The organism is Methylovulum psychrotolerans (assembly GCF_002209385.1).
GTDB classification, from domain to species: Bacteria; Pseudomonadota; Gammaproteobacteria; order Methylococcales; family Methylomonadaceae; genus Methylovulum; species Methylovulum psychrotolerans.
Genome location: NZ_CP022129.1, coordinates 4451487 through 4475677 on the forward strand (window position 1 = coordinate 4451487; position 24191 = coordinate 4475677).

Sequence of the window (24191 nt, forward strand, 5' to 3'; positions counted from 1 at the left end):
ACTTTCGCCTGTTCAACAGATTTTATTTCATGCACGTTCCTAAGCGCTTATGCTCGATACCCTACCCTACTTACAAAACAGCGACTTTCCGCCCCTGCGCCGCAACCGTTTGGAGATACTGCAAGTCAACCTCGGCTACCGCTGCAACCTCAGTTGCACACACTGCCACGTCAACGCCGGCCCTAAGCGCACCGAAATGATGGACGAGGACACCATCGCGCAGGTACTGGCCTTGCTTGAACGCCAGCACCTGCATACCTTGGATCTGACTGGCGGCGCACCCGAATTGCACCCGCACTTTAAACGCCTGGTCAGCACCGCCCGCGCCCAAGGTATCACCGTCATCGACCGCTGCAATCTGGTGGTGTTATTGGAAGAAGGCTACACCGACATGGCGGCATTTTTAGCCGACCAACAAGTGCAAATCGTCGCCTCCCTGCCCTGTTATCTGGAAGATAATGTCGATAAACAACGCGGCAAAGGCACGTTTAACGCCAGCATTAGCGCCCTGCGCCAACTCAATGCCCTAGGCTATGGGCAAACCGACAGCGGCCTCGTGTTAAATCTAGTCTTCAACCCGCAAGGGGCCAGCCTGCCGCCCCCACAACAGGCCTTAGAGCAAGCCTATAAACAGCATTTAGCCGGCCAATACGGCATCGTCTTTAACCGCTTATTCGCCCTCGCCAATCTGCCTATCCAACGTTTCGGCAGCGTCTTGCTCAGCCACGGCCAGTTCGATAGCTACATGGCCTTGCTGAAAGACCACTACAACCCTAAAGCCTTGGCGCAGGTGATGTGCAAAAATACCTTAAGCGTCGATTGGCAGGGTTTTGTTTATGACTGTGATTTTAACCAAATGCTTAAATTGCCCTTAGGCACGGCGCAACAGCCCGTGCATATCAGCGCGGTAGCGGATTTATTCGACCAGCCCATCCATACCTTACAGCATTGCTATGGCTGCACGGCGGGGCAAGGGAGCAGTTGCGGGGGGGCGATTGTTTGATGGGAGGGGGAACAACAAATTAAATTGTGCCATCATCGCCCTATTCACCCGAATCATTATTCCACTATAAGCCATTAATTTTTATCATTAATTAAGTTAATGATAACCTTAACAATCGTTTCTTTTTCGTCGGGTTTGCTTTCGGCTATCAATAAGGTAAACGCCACCAAGGCGTTATCGGCTACCCGCTTCTCCCCTTCGGCGTTATACAAATACGCATGGCGTTCTAAAAACCAAGCAAAAATAGCCGCCGCAATGCGTTTGTTACCGTCACTGAACGAGTGGTTTTTAACAAAAAAATACAACAGATTAGCGGCTTTTTCCTCAATACTGGGATACAACTCCGTTGCGCCGAAGGTTTGGTAAATGGTGGCTAAGGAGCTTTTGAAAGAATGGTCTTTTTCATTGCCGAACAAGCCGCCCAGATTTTCTTTTTCACACCACAGCCAAACTTTGCTGTATCGCTTCCTCGTAGCTAATTTTAGGGTGCGCTAAGACCTGTGTGCCTTCAACTTGCAAACGCTGATGGTCGTAGTCGTCCAACACCGTCAGGGCATGGCTGTATTTTGCCAATATCGCCAAAATGCCTTGGGATTCGCTGCCCGACAAATCCTTGCTGCGAAACAAGCGCGAAGACAAGGCAATCGCCTGTTTTAAATCCGCTAATTTTTCCTGTTGCGCTTTTAATTTTTCTTCATTCAGCGCGTAACCTTGGATCAAGTATTGTTTGAGAATGTTATTTGCCCAAATGCGGAATTGCGTGCCTTTTTTGGAATTGACGCGGTAGCCGACGGAAATAATGGCATCCAGATTGTAAACATTGATGATTCTTTTAACTTTCCGCTTGCCCTCTTGTTGAACTACCGAGGATTTCTCGGTAGTTGCCGATTCCTCTAACTCGCCAGATTGGTAAATATTTTTGAGATGCAAACCAATCGTATCGCTATCTTTATCAAATAAAGTCGCCATTTGCGCTTGCGATAACCAAATAGTTTCTGCACGCAGTTGCACTGCAACCTGTGCTTGGTCTCCGTCCAGTGCATAAATAATAATGGCGTTATCGTTGTTTTCTGTCATTTTATTCTCACTTAAGTGGGTGTACATATATCTTTTAACATTTAACATTGTTATCTCTGTAACCCCCTCCCAACCTCCCCCTTGCCAGGGGGAGGAGCTTTTTCCCCTTATTTCGCCTGTTCGACGGGGAAAACGCTCCCTCCCCTGCGAAGGGGAGGGCTGGGGTGGGGTTTAATTCGCAAATGTTAAAAGATATATGCACACCTACTTAGCTACTGCTTGATGCTAGAGATTGTTGGCGGCAGGATTTTTCGTATTAAGCATTCGTTTCGTAGGCATTACCGTTAAACGCCACAGCAACCCCATCATAAAAATTAGCTTCTAATTGCCGCCGCTGCTCTACAGCATATTCGCCTTTGATGTTAGCTAAACGCTGATTGCGCCACACCAACAGATTTTCAGCGAAGATGCTAAGAAAAAACTCCGTACGCAAAGCAGTTTCTCCAGCTTCAGGAAAACCATAGCCGCGTCCAAACAAGTTTTCTAACGTTTGCGCTTTATCCAAACCTGATTTAAGCCAATCATGGCGGCTACCGACATAGTACCAATCCCCTGCAATCAAGGTTTTAATATCATCGCACCCCAATACCGCTAGCTGTTCGACCATGCCTTGCAACGCGTCGCTTGCTTTAGGCTGTAAAGTACCCCAATACATTTCAGTGCGCATTTTTACCCATTCAACTGCCGGAACACATTCAATCCCAGTTTTAATTAGCGGGTTTTGCATAACACCTTCTCGTTTAGGGCTTTCGTTACCTTAATCAAAATAATGGGAACCACATCATGGCGATGAATTTAACTCAGAAAGGGACTTAATAACGCCATCCAGAGTTGGGATGACTGGACTAAAATCACCGCCTTGAATGTCTTCGCGTATTGCACGGATACGGACAATCGCACAGGGCAATAAATGCCAAGTATTTGGCCCCCACGGCCACCCGTCCATTTCCTGAGCGAAAACCACCTGTGCATGTTCGGTCTTTGACAGTAAAAACATCCCCAAAAGCGGTTCAATAAAAGCTTCCTCAGGCGGGAAGAAGCAAGAAAGGTCAATTAGCCATTGCTCAGAATGCTGTTGGGCAACTTCGTACAGCCGCGCCCAAAGGTTTTTCTTATGGATCTGCCTTAAAAGCCCCGTGACCGTCCCTTTGGGAACCCCAAACATGGCTTCTTCAGGACATTCTAAAACCTCCCAGTCTTGCCCTAAATTATCCCTAAAAATAATCGCTAATTGCGTCACCGGATCGTTGCTGATCATAATTCTGGGCAAGAAAAAGCCATTGCAGGGATAAAGAACGCCTGCCCGTATTTAGCCATTTGCAAATGGCACTAAGCGCTCAACTTTTTAACGGTTTCATCGACCAATACGGGTCGATGGTCTTGCCCACGGAGTTATCTAGCATTTGTACATACTCCCAAAGCTGTTCGCCATGATAGCCCTGTAAGGCTCTCATAAAAAGGCTTTTTTCTAAGCCAAAGCAATAACAAACACCCAAAACCATGTCAAAATAATCTTGATTTTCTTCCCAGTTAGCCTCTAGCCAATGGCTTAGTTTTTGGCGGACATCTGCATCGGCCACTTCATAAGTGTGCCATTGTTTATCACCGATAATGTCAAGTTTGGCATAGTTTTGTTCGCCAGTATCCGAATCAGCTGCCTGTAAAAAATCTGCCAACAGCTTAGCCACCGCCATTTTTGTCATTGTTTCGGGCAGGTCTTGGTATTGTTGCAATATCATAGCAAACCGACCGGATACGCCACGGCATTATCAAGCCAAGTATCATTTCCACCAGACATTAACCATCGGCAATTTGTCGGCACAAGTGCCTTGCAATAATTTTTGGGAATACGGCGGCACATGGGTAATATCTTGGGTTTCATAAAAACTGAGCTGACGCATCAGTTCGGCAAATGAAGGGGCGCGAAATTGTCCTGCGTGATAGAGTATCGTCGCCTCCATCTCCCCGTCTGCGGTCTTGACTTGCGGATAGAGTAAAATGAGTGCGGAACTGTCATCCTCATATTTGCCAACCACAATCGCATCACGCAGGTAACGGGTTCTGCCCGTGACATCATCTTGCTCTATGCCATAAACAAAATAGTTTTCATCGGTCGTCTCTATGTCCCTGAATGCCATTTTTTCTTCGGCAATTTCTTCATAGATGCGCACCAATTCAGGTTCTAATATACCCGCGCGGCCTACTTGCACCGGGGCATATAGGCCAATGGCCGCCGCCCATCCATAGACTACATTAGGTTCAAGCAGTGGGGGCTGGTAAGCCAGCAAAAAATCCTTGTAAGATTTCGGTAAGGTTGTACCCAGTGACATTTCAAGCTTATCGATAGCTTCGTTAATATCTCCGGTGACTTGTTGTTGCGCAGGTTCCAGACCATATTTACTTAAAATAGGCAGATCAGGATAATCCGGGCTTTCCGAAAGCAATACCTGATGCCGACGCTGGTAAGCTTTGTACCAGCACGACAGAAACGCCTGCCATTGGTTTGGCCCTGCCGTGTATCCCGAATGCTGATGGGTAATTGTCATATTGTCTGCCCTACGCTTTAGTTCCAATTGATTTTTGCTATTATTTTCTTGGCAACCCCACAGACTGACAAGATAAATAACCATCACCATTTGCCAGTTTTTATTTCCCAGAGACATTAGCCGATTTTGGTAGCTTCCATCACCCTATCGGTAATGGCATTGTTGAAATTGCCCAACTGGAACAAAAATTATCGCAAAAAAAATGCTTATCGGCGGTGCTTTAGTTAGTTGGATTTTTAATACTCGATCATCAAGTTTTTAATATTAGAATAAGCAACTTAGCCATTAGATATTGGATTAGTATTTTAATTAAGTAAAAACAACAAGTTGCAATGTAACCCATCCCCCTCCCCTGATGGGGAGGGATGGGGTGGGGAGAATCTAAATAAGGCTTTTTTCATTAAACGAAATAAAAACAGTCTGATTAAAATCTCTTAGCCATGAGCATAAGCCATTGATTTTATTCTCCCCACCCCAACCCTCACTGCCATTAAGTTAAGGGTTTTTGTGGCTATATGGACGATAATAAACGAATTTTTTAGATTATTAACATGGTTAAAAAAAGCGGGCAGTTGAGCGTGGCCGCATCTTGCTTAAATTCCAGGGTAAATTTGGGTTTTTTGACTTTATCTGTTTTGCTCATTTTTCACCTCTGCTGACATTATAATATGCCTTTGGAAGTGTCCGGCTTTATTAGACCATTTCAGAGTTTGTTTACTGCCGCACAGGCAGCTTAGAAAGTTGCGCAAACGTGCGCGTAAAGTTTGGCCTAGTTTACTGCCGCACAGGCAGCTTAGAAAGTCAACGATAGGCTTAGAGTCTATGCGGATTTGTTTACTGCCGCACAGGCAGCTTAGAAAAAGGCCAATATACCGAGGATGACGGTGTTACGGTTTACTGCCGCACAGGCAGCTTAGAAAATGCGGCATCTTGCCCACCCGACAGACGCATCGTTTACTGCCGCACAGGCAGCTTAGAAAAATTGTTATCTTGTCACCATCGGCAAAGCCCTGTTTACTGCCGCACAGGCAGCTTAGAAAATAATAAAAGTCCGGTCTTCTGACATTAGTTTGTTTACTGCCGCACAGGCAGCTTAGAAATAAGGTGAGCGCATTTTCGTTAAAACTGCCCGCGTTTACTGCCGCACAGGCAGCTTAGAAATGTCAAGGGGCAGAAAGCCGCGCGTATCCGCGGTTTACTGCCGCACAGGCAGCTTAGAAAAAGGCCAATATACCGAGGATGACGGTGTTACGGTTTACTGCCGCACAGGCAGCTTAGAAAATGCGGCATCTTGCCCACCCGACAGACGCATCGTTTACTGCCGCACAGGCAGCTTAGAAAAATTGTTATCTTGTCACCATCGGCAAAGCCCTGTTTACTGCCGCACAGGCAGCTTAGAAAATAATAAAAGTCCGGTCTTCTGACATTAGTTTGTTTACTGCCGCACAGGCAGCTTAGAAATGTTGGTTAGACTCGGCAAAACTGCCTTGGGTGTTTACTGCCGCACAGGCAGCTTAGAAAGTTTTAGCAACTAGATTGCTAGCCATTGCCACGTTTACTGCCGCACAGGCAGCTTAGAAACTGCTTATCTTTCCAAAGCTTGCCCATATTTCGTTTACTGCCGCACAGGCAGCTTAGAAATCAAGATGCTTGGGGATACTTGGTTACAGCTCGTTTACTGCCGCACAGGCAGCTTAGAAAACACAGATAAGGCGATTACCATGAGCATATCCGTTTACTGCCGCACAGGCAGCTTAGAAATTTAATAGCATACAAGGCTTTAAATGGACTGAGTTTACTGCCGCACAGGCAGCTTAGAAAATTGTCGGACAATTCAAATCAGCCCCGCTGTTGTTTACTGCCGCACAGGCAGCTTAGAAATTGAAAAAACAACAGGCCAGCGACCGGAAAATGTTTACTGCCGCACAGGCAGCTTAGAAATTTAATAATCAGCACGGCTATCTGTCGGCGATGTTTACTGCCGCACAGGCAGCTTAGAAAAATTAGCCAGCCGCCACCACCAGGGCTTATCAGTTTACTGCCGCACAGGCAGCTTAGAAATCAATTAAGAGCCGCCAGACCCAGTCATTTTTGTTTACTGCCGCACAGGCAGCTTAGAAATCAACGGCAGATTGCTCAAGCTGAGCCGCTTGGTTTACTGCCGCACAGGCAGCTTAGAAAATAAGGCGTATTGGCATCATCACGGCACGGTCGTTTACTGCCGCACAGGCAGCTTAGAAATCCTCCATTTTTCGGTCGCTGGCCTGTTGTTTGTTTACTGCCGCACAGGCAGCTTAGAAAAACCGCATCCTTAACCGCTCGCGCCAGGAATAGTTTACTGCCGCACAGGCAGCTTAGAAATTATAGGGGTCAAAACGGTTGAATGTCAGCAAACCGCACAATCCGCCCAAGCCATTTCCGTCGGGCATAAAAAAACCGCAATCAAGCGGTTGATTTGTATCGAAAGTTTGGAGGCTGCGGCCGGAATCGAACCGGCGTAGATGGCTTTGCAGGCCACTGCATAACCATTTTGCTACGCAGCCGTATCTCGAAATAAAAAAGCCGCGAGGTTCGCGGCTTTTTCTTGAATCTATTGGAGCGGGAAACGAGATTCGAACTCGCGACCCCAACCTTGGCAAGGTTGTGCTCTACCACTGAGCTATTCCCGCACTGCAATTTATTTTGCATATTATAAGGATTTTTTAACGTCCGTCAATACTTTTTTTAAAAAATCGTTTATGTCAGCGTTTTTTTTATTGGACATCAATCGATAAAGCCCAACCTTCGTTGCCTTTGCATTCACCTTCTTCCATGCGCACTTTCGCGTAGGAGCCTTTTTTGCCATAAGCATCTTGCAGTTCAAGCACGGTGACGGGGGTATGTTGCGCGATGTGTTGGCAAGCGCCGGTGCGGTCGGCTTCTTCGGTATCGTCGTAAGCGGCGATAGTGCCGGGTACGGAGACTAGGCGCACGGTGGCATCTTTGTCATAAGCGTTGGCGCTTTGCAGGACGTATTTTTGCCCGACCACGAGGTTTTTCATGGTTTGGCCTTTAACCGGCTCAGAACCGCCGCCGCTGAACATCACAATGCCTAACAACAGCACCACACCGCCGACCGCGCCAAAAAAGACTTTCGGGTTGCTGTCTTTTAGGCTTAGGGCGGCGGCCAACATATTTTGCACCGCGCTAGCGGCGGCTGGCGCAGGGGCCGGGGCGGGCGTGACAGTTTCTTCTACAGTCGGGTTGACATTTTCTTCATTACTCATTTCTCATCCTCACGATAATTCAATGTTATTGTTATATTTATACACTTATGCTTGCAGAGGCGGCGGGCTTTGCCAAAGCGGCCAACCGGGGAACCTTGCAAGCAATCCCCTGAAGCTTACACGATATGACTAAGCGGCCAAGACGCTGGACGTATCCGCTCAATTTACCAACTTACCACGATGGCAAATCTTTTCAAGTGGTTTGTAAAGAATTTGTCATTTAACCGCCAAAATAAAGGCTTAACATAGCCGTTATGGGCTTTTAAGTAACCGCCCATACCTCCCTTTCCCTTCGGCTTCGCTCAGGTGCAATGAACGCCTACTTAATTTTATGCACGTTCCTAAGGGCAACTGCGCCACCTGCCCTTACGCGTCCTCTGCGGGCTTTTTCTCTTGGGTTTTGGCGCACTCAAATTGCCAATAGCCTAAGCCGATGTTCTTCTTGTTCCTTAGGGTAATATGAAATTCTTCATGGTCAACAAACAAGTTGACGGCATCGCCAGATTTTAGCAGAAAGGTGTCGGTAATGAGGAAGCTTTTTGGCTCCGGCTCCTTCATTTGATAAAACAGCCCCTTTTTATAGCCGTCATGGTGGCCGCTGTAATGGCTGCCCAAGCTCGGCAGATAATTGACGGCAATGGCTTGCGCCGTCAGCAGTTGCACACCAAAACTCAGTTTGCCGTCGTCTTTTTCGATAATCAGCGAATCAATAATGCCTAAGGCGCGGCGGTTAATGGGCGTGTCGGCTTTTCTAAAGCTGACCAGGTTACCGATGGACACGACCCCCGGCTGCTTAAAGACACAGGACAGCAGACGCGGCGAGACCGAGCGGGCAAGAAATTCGTCCCCGCCATCATCGGCATTCAAGGTTTGCAATTTGCAGGTGTTGTTCAGGCCTATCGCCACATAGCGGTCGAGGCGGTCTTCAAACAACGGTGCGCTCTCATGGGGTTGGCCTTGCCAACGCTGTTTGAGATAATCGAGAAAATCCAGCGTCCACTTATCTTCAGGGCCACCCGCCATGCTTAAGGCGGCAAACCGCGATTCGGGGGCGTTCGCCAAGACCTTGTTCGCGTCCAAGGCCTGATACAGGGCGGTAAAATCCACATAAAGCCGCGCCGATTCGCTATCGCTGGCGACCGGGTTAAAACTGGGCGGCTTATCTTCGTCAATCAGGATGATGCAGGGCGGATTGGGCTGGGCGGGCGGCTTGGGTTTCAGGCTAACGAGGCCGCGCACGGCTTGGATAAACGCATAAGCCAGTTTCAGCTCGCGCTGCATCAGGCCTTTATTATCGACCAAAGCGAGCAGGATAACTTCGATATAGGTCTCTTCGGGGCTGCTGGTGCGGATACCAGGGTTTACCTCGTCATTAGCGGCGACTTGAGCCGTGTGTTTTTTCAGCTTGAGGCTCATCTTGTACAGCGAATGCAAGTCCAGCCACACCCAATCGGGTACGCCCAACCCCATCAGCAAATGGCTGTGGACGATTTCGCTCAGGCCTTTGAGGCTGCGCTGAATGGCCAAGCCGATGTACTTACCTTGGAACCAACTGGTTTGGCTGCTCAGTTCCTTAAGGGCGCACCAATAGTTAATGGTATATTCTCGCTCCAGGCCGACCAAAAAGCGCAGGGCTTTTTTCTCGCCCTCCTCTTTGGGGAAAGCGTTCTTGACCAGTCTTGAGCGCAAATATTCTTCAATGGCTAAGAAACTGGGGCGCAACTGCTCCAGCGTGTCCAAGCGCAACGGCGCGGGTATTTTAAGGGTGCTCATCTCACTGATATAATCAAACACCAGACGGGAGGCCAGCAAGGGGTTGGCAATCGGCAGATCGGCAATCCATTGCTTGAGTATTTTTTCGTCAAACTCCCGCAACCGCTGCGGGTCGTTCCGTTGCTTTGGAATAACAAGAAAAAATGAATGTTTCAATGGAGTATCCGCCAATTAGTAAAAAACAGGGCTGTATTTATCGGCACACCGCCGTAGCCTCATAAACATAAGCCCCGCCTTGCTTTAAGTGCCGCTTCAAGCCCCACCCTTACGGCTCATCATGCCTTTAGACGGGTTGTAGCCAATAATGGCCGCCGCCATAAACAGCACGAACGCCGATGCGGTATATAGTAAGGCCTCGCTGTTCAGTTGCGCGTACAGGGCGAAACGGATCAGCTCGACCGCTTGCGAAAAGGGATTATAGTGCGCCAAGTTATGCAGCAAGACGCTGGACTCTTTCAGTTTCCATAACGGGTATAACGCTGTAGACAAGAAAAACATCGGAAAAATCACAAAATTCATCACCCCGGCGAAATTTTCCAGTTGCTTAATAAATGACGACAGCAACAGCCCTAATGCCCCCAGCATCAAGCCGGACAGCAACAGGGCGGGCAATACCCAGAGGTAGCCCTGCCACGGCGCGTGGATGTCATAACACCAGGCAATGCCCAAAAACACATAAACTTGCAGGACGGACACCCCAACCCCGGCCAGCAGTTTGCTGAGCAACAAAAACCAGCGCGGCAGCGGACTCACCAACAAGATGCGCATACTACCCATTTCCCGGTCATAGACCATCGATAAAGAGCTTTGCATCCCGTTAAACAATTGGATCATGCCGCACAGGCCGGGGGTGATGTACACCTCGTATAAGATGTAAGTTTCGTACGGCGGGCTGATCGCCAAGCCCAACGCCGCCCTGAAGCCGGCGGCAAACACAAACAGCCAAACCAAAGGCCGGACTAACGCCGAGATAAAGCGTTCGCGTTGGGTGACAAACCGCCACAACTCGCGCCCGATTATCCCCCACATCGCCCGCCAATAATGTGCTAGACTCATACCGCGACCCCTTCCGTCAGTTCCCGAAAAGCGTCTTTAATGCCGCTAGTCCCCGTCAATTGCAATACCTCATCCACCGTACCGTTTGCCTTAATCTGGCCTTTATGCAGCACCAACACATAATCGTCAGGATACACTTCATCAATTAAATGGCTGGCCCATAACACCGCCAGTCCGGTATCCCGCACCAGTTGGTGGACGTATTCGACAATGGCTTGGCGGCTGGGTACGTCCAAACCCACGGTCGGCTCGTCCAATAACAATAACTGCGGCTGGTGCAGCAAGGCACGGGCGATTTCAACGCGCCGCCTATGGCCGCCGTTCAGTTGCCGCACCTTCTCATGCCGCCGCTCCCACATCGCTAAACGCAAGAGCTCTTGTTCGATGCGCAAAGCCGCCTGTTTGCGGCTGATGCCGTGCAGGGCGGCGTGGTAATAGAGATTGTCCAGTACCGACAAGTCCATGTCCAAGGTAGTTTGCTGGAAAACAATGCCCAGCTTCGCCAACGCCTGACCCGTTTGTTTTTGCAGGTCGAAGCCGCACAAGGCGATATGCCCGTCGTGGCTGTCGTATAAGCGGGTGATGAGGGAAAACAAGGTGCTTTTGCCCGCCCCGTTCGGTCCTAGCAATAAGGTGCATTCCCCCGGATAAATGCGGAAACTGAGCTGGTCTAGGGCTTTTTTCGCGCCGTAGGCGAAGCTGAGCGCGTCGATGTCTAAAGCGGCGGTAGGCCTGGGCATCATGGCTTGACCGCCAGACCCCACGGGTAAGTGCCGACCCCAACCGATTTGCTCACGGTCTGGCTGTCCAGGTCGATAATGGATACATCGTTGCTGATGCCGTTAGCGGTATACAAGCGTTTTTGGTCAGGCGAAAATGCCAAGTTCCAGACCCTAGCACCGACTAAGAACATTTTTTCCACCGCAAAGGTCTGGGCATTAACCACCGCAACCCGATTGGCAGGCCCTAAGGCGACATAGCCGTAACGGCGTTCTTTATCAATGACGATACCCACTGGCTGCATCTTATCGGCGGTAACACCCGTCGCCTCAAACTGCACGGTTTTGATAATCTGCTTGCTGGCGGTATCAAGGATTTGTAAGGTACCCGCCATTTCCGAACTGACCCATAATTGCTGGCTATCGGCGGTAAAGGTTGCCGCACGCGGACGCGCGTCGACCAGGGTATTGTCGCTGATGGCGTAGGTTTTGGTGTCTATCCAATGCACCATATTCGTGGTTTCGGAGGCGCTGACCAACCAACGGCCATCCGGGCTGGCGGTAATCCCTTCCGGCTCAACGCCGACCTTAATCTGCTTAATCGCCTGCTTTTTGGCAATGTCAATGACGGTGACTTGGCTATCGTCTTCGTTAGAGACATACAGCTTATCGCCCGCCGGACTCAGCGCGAAGGTTTCGGGATCATCGCCTGACGGCAACCGCGCCAGTTCTTTTAAGGTCTCGGCATCGAGCATTTTAATGGTGTTATCATCGCTGGTGGCGACATAGACGATTTTGTTATCGGGGCTGATGGCGATACCGCGCGGGCGTTGCCCGACCGGCACGGTCTTAAGCAACTTGCCCGCCAACGGATCCAGCACCGCCACGGCATTGTCTTTTTCTAAGGTCACCAACACCGTTTCCGCCCCCACTTGTCCGGCACCGAGTAACAAGCCACCCAATAACAGCACCCCAAGCGGCCTGCTGACAGGGTTAAGCGGGGCAAGGCTATTAACGGCGCATAAGGCAGGGTGGGCAGTTTGTGTTTTCATAGGCAGACAAAAGAGGTTAGGTTTTATTAGGTTAACAGGGCAAAGGCCAGTAGGCACTTACCATCATACAGGCTTAACGGCCCAATGGTAACGGACAGGAACAACCACTTAACCGCTAAGGTTGAGCGGCCATGCGCCTAGCGAATAAATAGGAATGATTAATAATACCATTTATATTATTCTCTGGTTTAGTTGTATTTACCTCCAGACGGCACATCTTCTGTGAACCCCCTGAGCGCAGCCGAGGCGGCAAAGGCTAGGAGCGCGGGCATCTTGCCCGCAGCCCCCCAAAAAAAACCGCCTACTGCCAATGGCATTGCGTTTCCGGTTGGTCGTAGCCTAAAGTATCCAACTCCGTTTTCTGGTGCAAAAAGCCGTCAATCGGGGCGACCGCGACCATGGCGCGGGGCGCGGCCAATAAAATCGGCTGGCGCAATTGCCCGTCCCAGGCGCGGAACGACAACGGGTTGCTCTTATAGCCCTGCAAGGCGAACTTATCGCCCAGCAAATAACTTTTCAGTGCCGCCAGTTCGGTGCTTTTGGTGCGCGTCGCCGCCTCGCCGAGCGCCCTGACCGCCAGATACGCGCCATAATCTTCTTCCGCCATCGTCCGCCCGGCCTTTTCCGTAAAACGGTTTTGCAATTGGGTCGCGCCCCATTGGTCATGGGTGCGGTGCCACGCGGTCGCCACCAGCCCTTGCGTGCCGATGACCGGACGCGGCAACCAAGTGCGGTAGTCCAGATATTCGCCAAACGCGCCCTGCTCATCAGCGACCACCAGCACATCATAATCGTCCACTTGGCTGAACACCGCGACATCCGACTGCGCCGTCCGCCGCGCGTCAAAGGTATGCTCCCAGGTCTTTTCGGCAATAATCTCCATGTTAAAGCGTTTGGCGGCGCGTTTTAAGGCTTCGGCATAGAGCGTATCCTGTTCGGTAGTGCCGACCACCAAAAACCATTTTACCCAGCGTTTTTTCGTCATATACTGTGCCAAGGCATCCGCTCTCATGCTCCGCGACGGCAACAAATGCAAAACATTGGCGCGGCACTGGCCATTGCGCAGACTATCGTCAATGGTGGCGGCATCTAACAGCAAGAGCGCTTTGGCCGCCGGGCTGTCGGCAATTTTCAGCAACGGCGCAGGGGGCAGCACCGTGACCACATAACGGTACTTGCCGGCAATTTGCTTGCCGAACACCTCCTCGACATTGCCGTCCACCGGGACGGTAAAGGCTTTGAGGCGGAACTGCTGATGGGTGAACTGTCCTGTGGTGTTATTGTCGGCAATTGCCAGCTCCGCCCCAAAAACCCCTTTATTTTTAATGAAAGGGTCTATATTTGAGAGCTGAGGCGGAGCGACCGTTTCTTGGGTTAAATAAGCAATATCAATAACTTGCTTATTTTCAGCCGCAACGGCTGCCAAAGAAATTGCCAGCGAAAAACACAATGTGTGAAAGATTACCTTTATTAACACATTTTTTTCCTTAACATAAGAGATTTAGCTGTCTAATTTTAGTCGATTCTGCAAAATTTTTTAGCCTTTTCAGAAAAAATATCTATCCTTAACTTTAACCATTGCTTTTTACTAAGGGGATGAGCATCTCCGGGGCTGCTTTTATTATGATGAACACAACTGACACCAGCGATTTAGACGTGCTGTTTAAGGCCGATTTTCCTGAAGATCTCGTCAAAAACCACCGCATCGCCACCCGCTTTATCCGCGAAGATATTGATGCGTCCGTCACCGACATAGGCTTGCTCAGCCATGGCAAACATTTTCCTGTCCATTTGATCGACATCACCAGCAAAGGCGTACTGATCGAATCCGACAAAAAGCTCAAAGTCGGCCAAACCCTGACCTTGACCTTGCAATTCAAATCCGGCAAAGCCTTTGTCATCAAAGCCAAGGTCGTGCGCATCGCCGCCGAATCTGACAAACAGTATGGCATAAAATTCGACCGCTACAACAACGAACTGGGCGACCACCTGCTGGACACCCAAACCAAGCTGGTGTTTAAATGAGCCAGCCTGAGCTGCACCTGAGCGCTATCGTGGTGTATCCGGTCAAATCCTTGGCCGGGATTAGCGTCACGGCCTGGCCCGTCGAGGCCACTGGCCTACGCTATGACAGGCAATGGATGCTGGTCGATGACCAAGGCCAGTTCCTTAGCCAGCGCCACCTCCCCGCCATGGCCTTAATTAAAACGGCCCTGAACGGCGACAGCCTGCATATTAGCGCCGACGGCCACCCCGACTGGGCCCTGCCCTTAAGCCCCGCCAGCGGCGACGTTATCGCCTGCCGCATTTGGGAAGACACCTGCCAAGGCCGCTTAGTGTCCGTCGCCGCCGACGCGTGGTTCAGCGCGGTGCTGCAACACTCCTGCCGCCTCGTTTACCTACCCGACGAACAGATCCGCGCCGTCGACCCCGACTACGCCGCCGCCACCGACCGCACCGCCTTCTCGGACGGCTTCCCGTTCCTGCTGGTCGCCGAAAACTCGCTGGCCGAACTCAACGCCCTGCTGCCCGAACCCATCAGCATGGCGCGGTTCCGCCCCAATCTGGTGGTCGCAGGTTGCCCAGGCTACGCCGAAGATAAGTGGCGGCAGATCCGCATCGGCACACTCGGCTTCCGCCTCCCCAAACCCTGCTCCCGCTGCGCCATCCCCACCATCGACCCCAACACCGGACAACCCGGCAAAGAACCCCTCACCACCCTAAACCGCACCCGCAAATGGCAAAACAAAGTCTACTTCGGCCAAAACGCCTTGCATGACGGGTTGGGGATGTTACAGGTGGGCGATAAAGTGGAAGTGCTGTTGGCGGGGGAGGCGTTGCCGCTGGTTTAGCCAGCAAGCCTGACGTTTTTAAGATGGTGCATAACTATTCTTTGGAGCGCGGGCATCTTGCCCGCCCTTGCGGGCAAGATGCCCGCGCTCCAAGACCCGTACCCTAAAAAAACCGCTTGTAGAGACGTTGCACGGCAATGCCGCTAGCCACTTCGGGGCTGGCGGGCGACTCCCCTCTCCAGCCCCAAACCCGCCAGCTCATCCCCCTGCATTCCCGGCTGGTCCAGCAAACGGGTCAGCCACGCTTCGGCGGCTTTTTGGTTGAAGCCCTGCAAGCTGTTCGGCACTAAGCCGCCCCACAGCACCAGCACCAACGCCGCCGCCAACACGACTTGCTCACGCGGGCGTAGGTCTTGGCCTGTGACCGCCAACGCGCCCGCCGCGCCTAAAAATGCCCGCCGCGAGAAGCCGAGCAGGCAGGCGGCGCTTAATATCGCCCCTACCAATGCGGTGATGCCCAAGCTAGGATGGGCTTGTAACGCGCCCAAGACCAGCAACAGGTCGGCGGGGAAGACCCCGCCGCCGGGGCTGCCCAAACTCGCCGCGACAAACACAAAATAAAAGCCGCTCAGTTTCGGCAGGGCTTGCGCCAAGCCGCCAAGCTGGTGCAGGTCGGTGCTGCCTAGGCGGTGCTGTAAAAACCCCGCCAGCAGCATCAGCACCGCCGCCACTAGGGTGAAATTCAGCAAGTGCAGCAACGCGCCTTGGATGCCCTGCATATTCAGCGAGGCCAAGCCGATCAGCACCAAGCCGACATGGCTGATACTGGCGAAAGCGAGCAGGCGGCGCAGATTGGTCTGTTGTAGGGCCAGTAACGCGCCGTAAATCAGCGTAATCGCCCCGATGATACCGAGCAGCCAGTCGTATTCCACCGCCGCCGATGGGGTTAAGGCCATGGCGAAACGGATTATCGCGTACAGGCCGAGTTTCATGCTGATGAGTAGGGCGGTAATCGGTGCGGGGCTGGTCATGGCGACTTGTGGCAGCCAAGTATGCAGCGGCACCAATGGGGCTTTGACGGCAAAGCCCATAAACAGCAACACAAAGACCAGGTTTTGCAGGTTATCGGGCAACGGGGTTTCTAACAGCACCGGAAAGCTGAACGATAAGTCGGTCGGTAAATTGCTGTTCAGTTGGGTGGCGTGGTTGACGGCGAGGATGATAATCGCCAGCAACAGCGGCACACTGCCGCACAAGCTGATGAGCAGGTATTTGCTGGCGGTGTGGCGGCGCAACGGGTCGGCGCTCCATAAGCCGATCAGGAAGAACAGCGGCGGCAGGGTGAGCTGCCAGAACACCAAAAACAGCACCAAATCCAAGGCTGAAAATACCCCTAAGGTCGCCGCCTCCAGCACCAGCACCAAAGCAACATACAGGCGGCTTTGGCCGTGCGAATGCCACGACGCGAGTAAGGCGAAGACGGTCAGTACCGCCGTGAGCGGCAGAAACAATAAGGATATGCCGTCCACGCCTAAGAAGTAGTCGATATGCAGGCTGGGTATCCAAGGGCGTTGCTCGACAAACTGCATCCCGCCGTCGTCGGGGTTGAAGGCGTACACTAAATAGAGGCTCGCCAGTAATGTCAGCCCGGCGGCGGTTAAGCCAATAAGCTTGGCCGCCCTTAGTGACGCGCATACGCCGATAAGCAACGCCCCTGCCAAGGGGATAAGGATAAGGAGGCTAAGGAGCGGGATGGGGCTGGTCATTGGGCGGCGGCGGGCTGGAATGGGTTGGCTGGGGCTATTATAGCCCATCTGGGGGCCGCCACAAGCACCCACACACATTATTTCGATCCGGTCTGTTAAAGAGCGTCGGGGTTGTCACCCCGGCTAAGTCCGACTATTATACAGAGCCAAACCAGCTTGTCAAATCTTTTTTTTCGTGCCGTTTTGAAGCAGGCTTCAAAACGGCACCGGGGCAACCAACCCGCCCCCTTTCCGCCCCGTGGGGCGCTTCACGTTTCCGGTGAAGAGCCGACTATTATACTTACCTTTTTCCCTTCGTCAACATTTATTTTATTATTTTTACTTATCCCGTTGTCCCGACTTGATTCTGTAAAGCGCGGAAATGTCTTCATCACCACGCCCTGCCGCCATTAAGCCTTGATAATCAAGGACTGTCGTCGCCGCCAACGGAATTTCTACCCCCGCCGCTGCCGCCATCGCCTGACAAATTTTTAAATCTTTATGGTGCAAGGCCAACTTAAAGCCCGGCGCAAAGCTGCCGCTCACCATCGTCTTGCCGCGATGGTCTAAAAACCAATTTCCTGCCGCACCGCCTGCCACCGCATCGATCACCAATTCCATCGGCAACTGTTGCGCTTGGGCAAAGGCCAGCGCTTCCGTCACCGCTTGGTTAATGCCCGCACACAACACTTGATTGACGGCCTTAGTCGCCTGCCCTGCCCCCGTCGCCCCCAAATGAATAATCCGCGCGGACATCGACTCCAATAATGGCCTAACACGGCCTACTATCGCCGCCTCACCGCCGACCATCATCGACAAAGTGCCGTTTTTCGCACCTTCCACACCCCCCGAAACGGGCGCATCCAGAAACGCCACTTGCCGCGCAGCTAATATTGCCGCCGCTTGTTGCGCCGTGGCACTGCTGACAGTAGACATATCGACCACCACCGCCCCAGACTTAAGGTGCGCCGCCAGCGCCGAAACCACCGCCAACACATCACTATCTGCCGACACACACAGAAAAACCACATCCATATCGGCGGCAAGGGTTTCAAGCGTAGGGTAAGCCCGTACCGCCAACGCATTGGCAAGCGCTTCGGCCTTAGCGGCGGTGCGGTTATAGACTGCTGTCAAAAAACCCGCTTTGGCGAGATTTCTCGCCATCCCCTCGCCCATTGCCCCCAGGCCGACCATTGCCACCTGCATATCACTTCTCCAGATAAGTATAGGCGTTCAAGCCGGCCACCAGCTCATTCTCATAATCCTGCCGCTGCTGGGCGCTCAGCGGGCTATTCGCCAGCTTGGCACGGAACGCCGTTTTCAGCTCCTCACTACTGATATGCACATAATCCAGCAATTCCGAAACATCCTCGCCTTCCTGCAAATCGTAAAAATGGTAGCCCTTATCATCCAGCTTGATATTGATAGAATGGGTGTCGCCGAACAGATTGTGCATATCCCCCAAAATCTCCTGATACGCCCCGACCATAAAGAAGCCGATCAAATACGGTTGCTCGCTATCAATATCATGCACGGGCAAAGTCTTTTCCAGATTTTGCCCGTCAATATATTGGTCGATACGGCCATCGGAATCACAGGTCAAATCTTGGATAACCGCGCGGCGGGTCGGTTGCTCATCCAAACGGTGGATAGGCATGATAGGAAACAACTGGTCTATACCCCAAATATCCGGCAAAGACTGGAACAGGGAGAAATTACAGAAAATCTTATCCGCCAATTTTTCATGCAATTCCTGCAAAATCGCCGCTTCATTCTGATTATTCGGATTCAAGGAATTTTGTAACTGCTGGCAGAAAATCGCATAATCATTTTCCGCTTCGGCCAAACCATTGATGCTCAGCTTATCGCGGGCAAATTTAGCGCGGGCTTCCGACAAATAAAAATGCGCATCATGGTAAGCCTCAACCAAATTACGGCTGTCCGGCACCGCCAACGCCGCCTGCTCATTACTGTAGACTGATTCAATATCGGTGACATTCGTAATCAGCACCGCGTGATGCGCCGTCAACGCCCGGCCTGACTCGGTGATAATATCCGGTTGCGGCACTTGTTTTTCCGCGCATATATCGGCAAAGCTACGGACAATATTGTGCGCATATTCATCAAGACTATAATTAATCGACGATTCGCGGCGCGAACGGCTACCGTCATAATCCACCCCTAAGCCGCCGCCCGCATCAACAATTTGAATCGCCGCGCCTAAACGGCGTAATTCCACATAAAATTGCCCCGCTTCTTTTAAAGCGATTTTAATATCGTGGATATTGGCGATTTGCGATCCCATGTGGAAGTGCATCAGCTTTAAGCAATCCAACAGCCCCGCTTGCTTAAGACGCTCCACTAATTGCAGGACTTCGTAAGCATGAAGGCCAAACTTGGATTTTTCGCCGCCGCTGTTCTGCCATTTGCCCGCACTAATGCTCGACAACCTGACCCGCAACCCTAACGAAGGCCGAATCTCCAACTTAGCCGCCTCTTCGATAATCAGCTCCAACTCCAGCGGCTTTTCAATCACCAGATATAAATTCAAGCCCATTTTCAGGCCAATCAACGCCAAACGGATATAGGCACGGTCTTTATAACCATTACAGACCACCACCCCCTGATGCGATAAGGCCATAATCGCCAGCAACTCCGGCTTACTGCCCGCCTCCAGACCGATATTATCCGCCGCTAAAATGCCTTCCACCACTTGCCGCTGCTGGTTAACCTTAATCGGATAAACAGGCGTATACTTACCCGTATAGGCCAACTTGGCGCACGCTTTTTTAAAGGCGTTATCCAAACGGATGACCCGATCTTTTAAAATATCAGTAAAGCGCACCAGCACCGGCAACGACAACTGCTTGTCATTTAACGATTCGGCAATCTCGTACAAATCCAAAGCAATATCCTTATCGGCACTGGGCTTAACACACACATGCCCTTGCGCATTAATCGAGAAATAGCCGTCACCCCATAAATCTATGGCGTAGGTTTGCGCAGATTGCTGGATAGTCCAGGATTTTAAGTTCACTTATTGGCTCCGATGAATGGTTTTTTAATGGACAAGAAAAGACGGATAGCCCGCCAAGCCAACATTAGGGCGGCGGTTAGTCGGCTAAAGACAATAGGCGGCATTGTACACCAAGGCCAAGAAAATTAAGCCCAAACAACCCGAATTATGTGCCGCCACCCTAACCCCGCTCATCCCACGCCTTATCCAAGCGTTTCGCCGAAATCGGATAAGCCGTTTTCAAATGCTGGGCGAACAGCGACACCCGAAACTCTTCCAGCATCCAACGGAAAGCCTCCTGCTCAGGCACAATAGTATTTTTGGGGGCTTTTTTCTCCACATCCTTCCAATAGCGCAACACATAACGGTTCAGCTCCTGGACTTTTTGCGGGTTATTATCCAGCTTCTCCAAACGGTAACTAATCGCCTTTAAATAGCGCGGCACAGCCTTAAGCTGCTCATAAGGGGTCGTGCGTAAAAAACCCGCATAGACCAAAACCGCCAATTGCCCGTTGACATCAATGGCCAGCGGATCGTTAGCATTCAGCCGCTGTAACTGCGCCTTAACCGCCGTGTACAAAGCCATCACCTCCAACGCCAACTTACCCGCATCATTCGCCACCAACATCAGCCCCGGCTTATTTTGCTGCAAGCTATGCTCAAAGGCCTGCTGGGTACGGATAATGCGCCCGTCCATAAAAACATGCTGCAAAATCAATTTCAGCATATCTTCCTTATAGGAAGCGGTAACGGCATGCTTAATGATCGGGTGCGCCGCTAAACGGTGGTAAGCCAGTTCAGCAGCGGCGGCTTGCAGATTATTTTTGCCCAAATAAGCGCATTCCTTACGCAACGACAACTGGAACAGCCGCAATAGACCCGCCTGATGCTCAGCCGCCGCTTTTTGCTCAGTGTCAAAAATCCGTACCCCCACCGCATCGCCTTCATCGACAATGGCCGGAAAGCCGATAAAATTCTGCCCCTGCTGGATAAACGCATAAGTATCGGGCAAATCGTCAAATGCCCATTGGATACAGCCCGTGTAACTCAACTCATCAGCGGCAATCTGATCAAAGCTTTGCACCGCCTGGATAGCGTGTTTTTGCTGCAATTTTTTCAAATCGCGGCCATAATCCAACAGCTTGCCTTGGTCATCAATCACCCGGAAATTCATTTTCAAGTGTTCGGCAACCCCATCCAACGCCCAGGCATTTAACGGCACAGCCTCACCCGTCAACTTGCGCAAACGGTAACTCAGCCATTCTTGCAACAACCCCTTAAAATCCGGCTCGATTTCCAAACAGCGTTTGACGGTTTCCGGTACGGGGACAAAGTGCTTGCGCAAGTTTTTCGGCAAGGCTTTAATCAAAGCGATACATTTTTCTTCCAACAAACCCGGTACCAACCAGTCAAACGGCACAGCCGACAATTGGTTTAACTGATGCACAGGAATCACCGCCGTCACCCCGTCCTCATCATGACCCGGCTCAAAACGGTATTGCAGCGGAATGGTCAGATTACCGATTTTCTTGCTATCAGGATAATCCCACTCGTTAACATAGCCCTCTTTCTCGCGGGTCAAATCTTCCTTAGTCAAAAACAGGAACTTCGGATTGGTTTTTTCAACCGTCTTGCGCCACTGGTCTAAAGTGATGCCATTGACCACCTCAGCAGGCAACTTAGCATCATAAAAACCATATAACCACAGCTCATCTTCGACCAAATCGACACGCCGCCCCTTATGCTGGATCATGCCGACTTCTTCCAGCAACTTTTGGTTTGCGACATAAAACGGCGCGTTGCTGTGGTACTCATGGCTGACCAACGCCGATTGGATAAACAGCTCCCGCGCCGATTTTGCATCCACCCGCTCATAAGGGATTTTCCGCCCCGCCTGCAAGGTCAGGCCATATAACAAGGTGCGCTCATACACCGCACTGCGTCCGGCTTTTTTCTCCCAATGCGGGTCATAATAATTATGCTTAACCAAATGCCCCGCGCAATGCTCTATCCATTCCGGTTCAATCCGCGCCACCGTCCGCGCATACACCTTACTGGTCTCGACCTGCTCCGCCGCCATAATCCACTTCGGTTTCAGCTTATGCACCCCAGACCCAGGGAAAATGAAAAACTTTAGGCCCCGCGCGCCCAAATACTCGTATTGCTCATGGCGGAAACCGATATTCGACAACAGCCCCGTCAATAACGCGCGGTGGATATTCTCATAAGGCAACGGCGGCGCATCTGCCGCCGCCAGCGTAACGGCGGGGGCATTCAGGTGCATTTTTAAATCCCCCTTCACCGCCTGCAAAATTTGCGCGTGAATATCAAACCACTCGCGCATCCGCATATAAGACAAAAAATTATCCGAACAATATTTACGCAATTTGCTGTTCGACAAATGCTTTTTCTGTTCCTCGTAAGTGTTCCAGACATTCAGCAACGTCAAAAAATCCGATTCGGGATGCCGGAACGCCGCATGTTTGGCATCCGCCTGCCCCATCTTATCAGCAGGCTTCTCGCGCGGGTCTTGCACACTTAAGGCCGCGACAATAATCGCCACCTCATGCAGACAGCCCTCATCATGGGCCGCCACCAACATCCGCGCCAACTTAGGGTCAGTCGGAAACTTCGCCAACTGCCGCCCGACATCAGTCAACTGCCCCGCTTTATCCAAGGCATTGACCTCTTGCAGCATGGTCTTGCCGTCACGGATCATTTTGTCATCAGGCGGCTCGATAAACGGAAAATCCTCAATATCACCCAATTTCAACGCCGCCATCTGCAAAATGACCGCCGACAAATTAGTGCGCATGATCTCCGGCTCGGTAAACTCCGGCCTGGCAATATAGTCCTCGCGCGAATACAGACGGATACAAATCCCTTCCGCGACCCGCCCGCACCGTCCGGCGCGTTGGTTAGCGCTGGATTGCGACACCCGCTCAATCGGCAAACGCTGGATTTTACTGCGGTGGCTATAGCGGCTAATCCGCGCATGTCCGGTATCAATCACCCCGCGTATGCCCGGCACCGTCAACGAGGTTTCCGCAACGTTAGTCGCCAAAACAATGCGCAACTTGCCACCCTTAGGGTTAAACACCCGCTCCTGCTCACTGACGCTCAGCTTAGAATACAGCGGCAAAATCTCATACTGGGTGGGATGATGCTTTTTTAACGAATCCGTGGTTTCCCTAATTTCCCGCTCACCGCTTAAAAAAATCAGAATATCGCCGCGCAAATCGCGGGTCAGTTCATCGACCGCATCGAGAATCGCATTCTGCAAATCATCAGTGGTCTCATCGTTTTCCTCGTCCTCGTCCTTTTGCTCAATAGGGCGATAACGGATATCCACCGGATACGTCCGCCCCGACACCTCAATAATCGGCGCATTGTCAAAATGCTCGGAAAACCGTTTGGTATCAATCGTCGCCGACGTAATGACCAGCTTTAAATCCGGGCGTTTCGGCAACAGCCACTTCATATAGCCGATCAAAAAATCAATATTCAGACTGCGCTCATGCGCCTCGTCAATAATAATAGTGTCGTACTGGTTCAGATACGGGTCATTTTGCGACTCCGCCAGCAAAATCCCGTCCGTCATCAGCTTAACCAAGGATTCGGCATGGGTTTTGTCATTAAAACGGATTTTATAGCCCACCGACTTGCCAATCGTCTCGCCCAATTCCTCGGCAATCCGATCCGCCACCGTCCGCGCCGCAATCCGGCGCGGCTGGGTATGGCCAATAAACCCGGCCGCACCCCGGCCAATCGACAAACAGATTTTAGGTAACTGCGTGGTCTTACCCGACCCCGTTTCCCCGCACACCACCACCACCTGATGGTTTTTAATCAGCTCGGCAATCTCATCCTTCTTACCCGTAACAGGCAAATCGGGGAAATTTAGCGGCGGGATACTGGCAAGGCGGCGGTTACGCAACGCCACCGAGTTATCGATACGGCCAGCCAGCGCCGCCAAAGCCCCGTCTATCAGCTTGCCTTTCTTGGCATCCTGACGGAAACGGTCTAACTGCCGTTTCAGCGCATGGCGGTCTTGGTTCAGACACAGAGGTAACTGGCGGGTGAGTTGTTGGATAAGTTCGTTGCTGGACATTAAATAGGTAGTGGGTGCTGCTGTGGGGTGGAAAG

The 24191-nt window shown here is 51.5% G+C and carries 19 protein-coding genes, 2 tRNA genes and 1 CRISPR repeat array; of the genes, 3 read left to right on the forward strand and 18 right to left on the reverse strand.

The genetic code is table 11. The features are described 5' to 3' along the window. Positions 1 to 49 precede the first annotated feature (49 nt). On the forward strand, positions 50 to 1003 hold the full coding sequence (gene arsS / locus CEK71_RS20065; RefSeq protein WP_088621044.1) for an arsenosugar biosynthesis radical SAM (seleno)protein ArsS: 954 nt from the start codon (positions 50 to 52) through the stop codon (positions 1001 to 1003). A 74-nt stretch (positions 1004 to 1077) separates the two neighbouring features. Here arsS and CEK71_RS23320 read toward each other — a convergent pair whose 3' ends face one another. From CEK71_RS23320 to CEK71_RS20130, 14 genes are all read right to left on the reverse strand, one after another. Beyond that, the gene (locus tag CEK71_RS23320) at positions 1078 to 1419 is read right to left on the reverse strand and encodes a type II toxin-antitoxin system death-on-curing family toxin (protein ID WP_198328352.1); all 342 of its coding nucleotides are present in this window, start codon (positions 1417 to 1419) and stop codon (positions 1078 to 1080) included. Positions 1420 to 1438: 19 nt separating this feature from the next. Beyond that, positions 1439 to 2080: a virulence RhuM family protein gene (locus tag CEK71_RS23325; protein WP_198328353.1), complete on the reverse strand. Its 642-nt coding sequence runs from the start codon at positions 2078 to 2080 to the stop codon at positions 1439 to 1441. 256 nt (positions 2081 to 2336) lie between these two features. Further along, entirely contained in the window at positions 2337 to 2807 is a 471-nt protein-coding gene (locus CEK71_RS20075; protein WP_088621045.1) for a hypothetical protein, read from the reverse strand. A gap of 54 nt (positions 2808 to 2861) precedes the next feature. After that, on the reverse strand, positions 2862 to 3350 hold the full coding sequence (locus CEK71_RS20080) for a hypothetical protein (RefSeq protein WP_157679472.1): 489 nt from the start codon (positions 3348 to 3350) through the stop codon (positions 2862 to 2864). A gap of 67 nt (positions 3351 to 3417) precedes the next feature. Further along, positions 3418 to 3819 carry a hypothetical protein gene (locus tag CEK71_RS20085; protein WP_088621047.1) on the reverse strand — a complete coding sequence of 134 codons (402 nt, stop codon included), beginning with the start codon at positions 3817 to 3819 and terminating at the stop codon, positions 3418 to 3420. A gap of 42 nt (positions 3820 to 3861) precedes the next feature. After that, a complete protein-coding gene (locus CEK71_RS20090) occupies positions 3862 to 4626 on the reverse strand; it encodes an SMI1/KNR4 family protein (RefSeq protein ID WP_157679473.1) in 765 nt (254 codons plus the stop codon). Positions 4627 to 5338: 712 nt separating this feature from the next. Next, positions 5339 to 6987: direct repeats of the CRISPR family, unit length 28 nt; unit sequence GTTTACTGCCGCACAGGCAGCTTAGAAA. Between the two features lie 108 nt (positions 6988 to 7095). After that, positions 7096 to 7169 (reverse strand) — tRNA-Cys (locus tag CEK71_RS20095). 51 nt (positions 7170 to 7220) lie between these two features. Next, positions 7221 to 7295, reverse strand: a tRNA-Gly gene (locus CEK71_RS20100). A gap of 84 nt (positions 7296 to 7379) precedes the next feature. Then, complete coding sequence (locus CEK71_RS20105; protein ID WP_088621049.1) at positions 7380 to 7892, reverse strand: hypothetical protein; 513 nt, start codon at positions 7890 to 7892, stop codon at positions 7380 to 7382. Positions 7893 to 8258: 366 nt separating this feature from the next. After that, positions 8259 to 9821: a hypothetical protein gene (locus CEK71_RS20110; protein WP_088621050.1), complete on the reverse strand. Its 1563-nt coding sequence runs from the start codon at positions 9819 to 9821 to the stop codon at positions 8259 to 8261. Positions 9822 to 9917: 96 nt separating this feature from the next. Further along, positions 9918 to 10721: an ABC transporter permease gene (locus tag CEK71_RS20115; protein ID WP_088621051.1), complete on the reverse strand. Its 804-nt coding sequence runs from the start codon at positions 10719 to 10721 to the stop codon at positions 9918 to 9920. Next, positions 10718 to 11464: an ABC transporter ATP-binding protein gene (locus tag CEK71_RS20120; protein ID WP_232463699.1), complete on the reverse strand. Its 747-nt coding sequence runs from the start codon at positions 11462 to 11464 to the stop codon at positions 10718 to 10720. The genes CEK71_RS20115 and CEK71_RS20120 overlap by 4 nt, the downstream gene beginning before the upstream one ends. Beyond that, complete coding sequence (locus tag CEK71_RS20125) at positions 11461 to 12492, reverse strand: PQQ-dependent catabolism-associated beta-propeller protein (RefSeq protein ID WP_088621052.1); 1032 nt, start codon at positions 12490 to 12492, stop codon at positions 11461 to 11463. Before CEK71_RS20125 ends, CEK71_RS20120 begins: the two co-directional genes overlap by 4 nt. 301 nt (positions 12493 to 12793) lie before the next feature. Further along, positions 12794 to 13918 carry an ABC transporter substrate-binding protein gene (locus CEK71_RS20130; RefSeq protein WP_232463700.1) on the reverse strand — a complete coding sequence of 375 codons (1125 nt, stop codon included), beginning with the start codon at positions 13916 to 13918 and terminating at the stop codon, positions 12794 to 12796. A 197-nt stretch (positions 13919 to 14115) separates the two neighbouring features. Between CEK71_RS20130 and CEK71_RS20135 the strand changes: the two genes are divergently transcribed. Both CEK71_RS20135 and CEK71_RS20140 read left to right on the forward strand, forming a co-directional pair. Then, a complete protein-coding gene (locus CEK71_RS20135; RefSeq protein WP_157679475.1) occupies positions 14116 to 14517 on the forward strand; it encodes a PilZ domain-containing protein in 402 nt (133 codons plus the stop codon). Continuing rightward, entirely contained in the window at positions 14514 to 15344 is an 831-nt protein-coding gene (locus tag CEK71_RS20140) for an MOSC domain-containing protein (protein ID WP_088621055.1), read from the forward strand. The genes CEK71_RS20135 and CEK71_RS20140 overlap by 4 nt, the downstream gene beginning before the upstream one ends. Positions 15345 to 15487: 143 nt before the next feature. Here the strand turns inward: CEK71_RS20140 and CEK71_RS20145 are convergent, their stop codons facing one another. From CEK71_RS20145 to hrpA, 4 genes are all read right to left on the reverse strand, one after another. Then, positions 15488 to 17098, reverse strand: coding sequence for a complex I subunit 4 family protein (locus tag CEK71_RS20145; protein ID WP_232463701.1), 1611 nt, complete (start codon positions 17096 to 17098; stop codon positions 15488 to 15490). Positions 17099 to 17368: 270 nt separating this feature from the next. Then, complete coding sequence (locus CEK71_RS20150; RefSeq protein ID WP_088621056.1) at positions 17369 to 18235, reverse strand: NAD(P)-dependent oxidoreductase; 867 nt, start codon at positions 18233 to 18235, stop codon at positions 17369 to 17371. Between the two features lies 1 nt (position 18236). After that, positions 18237 to 20066: a biosynthetic arginine decarboxylase gene (speA, locus tag CEK71_RS20155; protein ID WP_088621057.1), complete on the reverse strand. Its 1830-nt coding sequence runs from the start codon at positions 20064 to 20066 to the stop codon at positions 18237 to 18239. Positions 20067 to 20226: 160 nt separating this feature from the next. Then, the gene (hrpA, locus tag CEK71_RS20160; protein WP_088621058.1) at positions 20227 to 24156 is read right to left on the reverse strand and encodes an ATP-dependent RNA helicase HrpA; all 3930 of its coding nucleotides are present in this window, start codon (positions 24154 to 24156) and stop codon (positions 20227 to 20229) included. Positions 24157 to 24191: the final 35 nt, after the last annotated feature.